This window comes from Parasutterella excrementihominis YIT 11859 (assembly GCF_000205025.1).
Classification (GTDB): Bacteria; Pseudomonadota; Gammaproteobacteria; order Burkholderiales; family Burkholderiaceae_F; genus Parasutterella; species Parasutterella excrementihominis.
Genome location: NZ_GL883701.1, coordinates 1 through 3517 on the forward strand (window position 1 = coordinate 1; position 3517 = coordinate 3517).

The window sequence follows — 3517 nt, forward strand, 5'->3', positions numbered from 1 at the left end:
AAAACGGAGGCGAATTATGAATGCTTATTTTGAACTTGTCAAGCCGACTGAATTACTTTTCTTCTTCCAAATAAAAAGAGCCCCATCAATCTAAGGACCGACGGAGCAGCAAGGAGGGATAAGTTACTAGAGAAGGAAAAACGGTTTAAGGCACTTTGTATACAAAGTTGTGGCAGCCGCCGCAGTAGTTCACGCCCGGTTTATGGCCTTTGTGGCATTCAGAGCAAGGAAGTGCTCCCTCATGCTGGCCGTGAGGATTTACCTCATATCTGCCTTCTGTCTTTTTGATCATGGCTTGGTAATCGCCGTGACAAGAGGCGCAAACGTCCAAATCGCCGCTGGTTTTAAGTTTGTTGTCTGGGGTATGACAATCTGCGCACTTCATACCTCTGGCAACATGTCTGTCAGCGAGATAAGGTCCGCCGTCAGCAGCAAAAGCAGTCGATCCGGCTAGAAAAGAAAGAAGAAGTAAAACCAATACTTTTTTCATTGTTATCTCCGAAGAGGCAGGGGACAAGCCCCTGCCGATTCAGGATTTATTAAAGTGTCGTATCGGGAAGACCGGCGACATTCTTACCTACATGACGACCGTAGACTAAGCATTCGGTCAGGTTTCCGCCGCCCTGGTAAACGAACTTCAGTGCGGAAGCAATTTCGCCGACGCTGTAAAGGCGAGGAATCGGTGTGCCGTCCCAAGCAAGGACTCGTCTGTCTGCGTCTGCCAGCAAGCCGCCCTTGGTATTCGGGCCGCCTGCAACCAACGGCATAGCGTAGAACGGACCCTGTTCGATCTTGCCTAATGTAGCAGGTCTGCGGCCGAAGTCTGCGTCTTTCTTGTCATCGCAGAATTTATTGAAACGAGTAACCTGTTCAACCAAATTGGCAGGAACCATTCGGCCCTTGTTTTCCGGATGCTGTTTGATCTTATTGGCAAGTTCTTCGATGGAGTCTGCCTTAAGAATTAAGCCGGAAGCAATCGGTTTTTCGTTCTTTTCATCCCAATCGATAAAGCCATAACCGACTGTAGAAATGCCGAGGCCGACCAACGGTTTGCTTGTACGAAGTTTTTCATCAAAGATCATCCAAGACGGAGTTCTCGGATAGCTCAGAGAAGAAATATCAAATGTCACAGCGGCCTTATAGAAGAAATAGCGGCTGGGATTATCTGTAACCTTGGTCTCTGCTTCGTAGCGGTTGCCGTAGTTATCAACCACGATGGAGTTGGCGGAACCAACAGCCGGAGTGATGGAGCCGATGCGCATTCCGTTGTAACGGGTCTGGGCAGGAACGATAACGCGAGCAGCAGACTTGCCGACTTTCTGCAAACCGGCTCCCGCAGCCATACCCATAGCGATACCGTCGCCGGTGTTGGAGGTCGTACCGTAGAAAGCCCATCCGTCTACACCCGGGCCTTCCAAGAAGGCCTGACGCATCGGTTTGTTGTATTCATAACCGCCGGAGCAAAGAACTACCGCTTTCTTACCGCGGAAATAAACAGGTTTGCCGTTCTGAGTAGCGACGACGCCGACAACTTCCCCTTTGGCATTCTTCAAGAGGCTGCTGGCAGGTGTTTCATAGTAAACCTTGATATTGTCGCCCTGCTTCTTAACGCCTTCTTCAAGGCAGCGCCAGAAAGCTTCGCCGGAACTGGTTTCTTCCTTCGGGCTGTCAACCGATTTCTGGTTGAAGTTCTTCATGCGTTTTTGATAAGTAGCACGATAGGCGTTGTATTTGCATTCCTTGGCACCCGGGAAGTTCGGGAAAGATGCTTTATTGAAGCCGGGCTGGCTGCCGCCGATGAAAGCCGGGTCCAGACTCTGCAGGAATTCCAGGTTTGTCGGAGAAAGGTCTGCCCAAAGCTGAGCCAAACCTTCTGAATATTCCGGGATTTCACCTTCTTCTTTCCAGTCGATGTTTTCGCCGGAGAACATGGCCTGAGCATAATCCTTCAGGGCTTTCGGATCACCGTCTTTGAACGGGCAGTGGAAAATACCGCCGGACATACGGGTGTTGCTGTAGTGATGATTCTGAGGATTCTTTTCCAGAATGATGACTTTTGCACCGTTCTGTGCTGCAACGATACCGGTTGTTGCACCGGCGCCGCCGAAACCGACGATCACAACATCAGCTTCCCCGTCCCACTTAGCGGGAAGACCGTTCTGCGGGGCAGGTGCTGCCATTACGGGAGCAACGCCGGCAGAAACCGCACCGGCTACTGCGCCCTTAATAAAAGAACGGCGAGATGTTACGACAGATTTGGACATATGTTTATTCTCCTTGATTAGAGGTTGGAGCCAGATATTGGCTTAACCGTCATTGAGAAAAATTCTAGATTTGGGCCTTTTTCCTTACATCGGTTGACTTACTATTGAATTAAACGGCCCTGAGATTTAAAATTTTTAGTTTTTCTGGGTGTTGATGGAATTGAAATCAACACTCTCCTCCTCGACCTCTCCTCCAAATAACAGTGTTAAAGATTCTTGTAGCTTGTCATCGGCCTTATCGCCTTCCCCACAAAGAACCTTATCTTCCAATCGAGGTTGGCGCACAAAAACGAGCCGATCTTCACCTCGGCGGAGTGAGAGACAGCGAAGGCGTTAACATTTCTCAAAAAAATCCAAACTACTGCGAGTTGACCGCCCTCTACTGGGCTAGGCACAACTTGCCGGAAACTGCCACCGCCGTCGGCCTGACGCATTACCGGCGTTACTTCGGGATCAAGAAAACTTCTGACCCGCTAAAAGATATCTTTTCTCTTTCCGATTGGACTGAGTTTCTGAAAGAAAGTCCGGTGATTCTGCCTCCGAAGCGAAACTACTTTATTGAAACTGTTGAATCTCAATATGTTCACGCCCACCACCGTCAAGACATCGAAACGCTGAGAGCTGTTCTTTCAGAGAAACATTCCGAATATCTTCCTGCTTTTGAAAAACTGATGAGCGGTAAGAAAACACACATACTGAATATGTTTGTAATGAGAAGAGACCTCTTCAATCAGTATTGTGATTGGCTCTTCGACGTTCTATTTGAAGTAGAAAAGCGTTTGGATATTTCTTCCTATTCTGTCAATGATGCACGGGTTTTTGGCTTTTTATCCGAGCGCCTCTTAGACGTCTGGCTTAACACGAACAACATTAGTTATATTGAGAAACCAGTTGTTCTCACAGAAAAAATCAACTGGATCAAAAAAGGATCTTCCTTTATTCTCAGAAAGTTAGGAATTAAGCGATAAGATTTTTACAATTTTCAACAGTGAAATTATCAAAATTTTCCTCAGGCCAGCTTGCACAGAAAATTTTATTTTGCTATAGTTCGCTTCCTCGGTTGCGCCAGTAGCTCAGCTGGATAGAGTACCTGGCTACGAACCAGGGGGTCGTGGGTTCGATTCCTGCCTGGCGCGCCACCAAAATTAAAAGAATATGTCATGAAAAAATCTCGCAGTCGCGGGATTTTTTCATTTCTGCTCCAGAAACTCTCGCAAAACGCTGAAATATTGCAGAAGTTAGGGTATCTAGCA

The 3517-nt window shown here is 47.7% G+C and carries 3 protein-coding genes and 1 tRNA gene; 2 read left to right on the plus strand and 2 right to left on the minus strand.

The window, feature by feature from the left end:
* Positions 1-145 precede the first annotated feature (145 nt).
* Both HMPREF9439_RS05495 and HMPREF9439_RS05500 read right to left on the minus strand, forming a co-directional pair.
* Positions 146-490: a cytochrome c3 family protein gene (locus HMPREF9439_RS05495; protein WP_008812129.1), complete on the minus strand. Its 345-nt coding sequence runs from the start codon at positions 488-490 to the stop codon at positions 146-148.
* A 49-nt stretch (positions 491-539) separates the two neighbouring features.
* A complete protein-coding gene (locus HMPREF9439_RS05500; RefSeq protein ID WP_008812128.1) occupies positions 540-2264 on the minus strand; it encodes an FAD-dependent oxidoreductase in 1725 nt (574 codons plus the stop codon).
* 203 nt (positions 2265-2467) lie between these two features.
* Here HMPREF9439_RS05500 and HMPREF9439_RS05505 point away from each other — a divergent pair, with 203 nt between their 5' ends.
* Entirely contained in the window at positions 2468-3232 is a 765-nt protein-coding gene (locus HMPREF9439_RS05505) for a DUF4422 domain-containing protein (protein ID WP_008864070.1), read from the plus strand.
* Positions 3233-3326: 94 nt separating this feature from the next.
* Positions 3327-3403, plus strand: a tRNA-Arg gene (locus HMPREF9439_RS05510).
* The last annotated feature ends 114 nt before the right edge of the window (positions 3404-3517 follow it).

What these genes read in the sequence shown, in the direction of transcription:
- HMPREF9439_RS05500 (WP_008812128.1), bottom strand. Translation starts at nt 2,264, where the DNA reads ATGTCCAAATCTGTCGTAACATCTCGCCGTTCTTTTATTAAGGGCGCA.
- HMPREF9439_RS05495 (WP_008812129.1), bottom strand. Translation starts at nt 490, where the DNA reads ATGAAAAAAGTATTGGTTTTACTTCTTCTTTCTTTTCTAGCCGGATCG.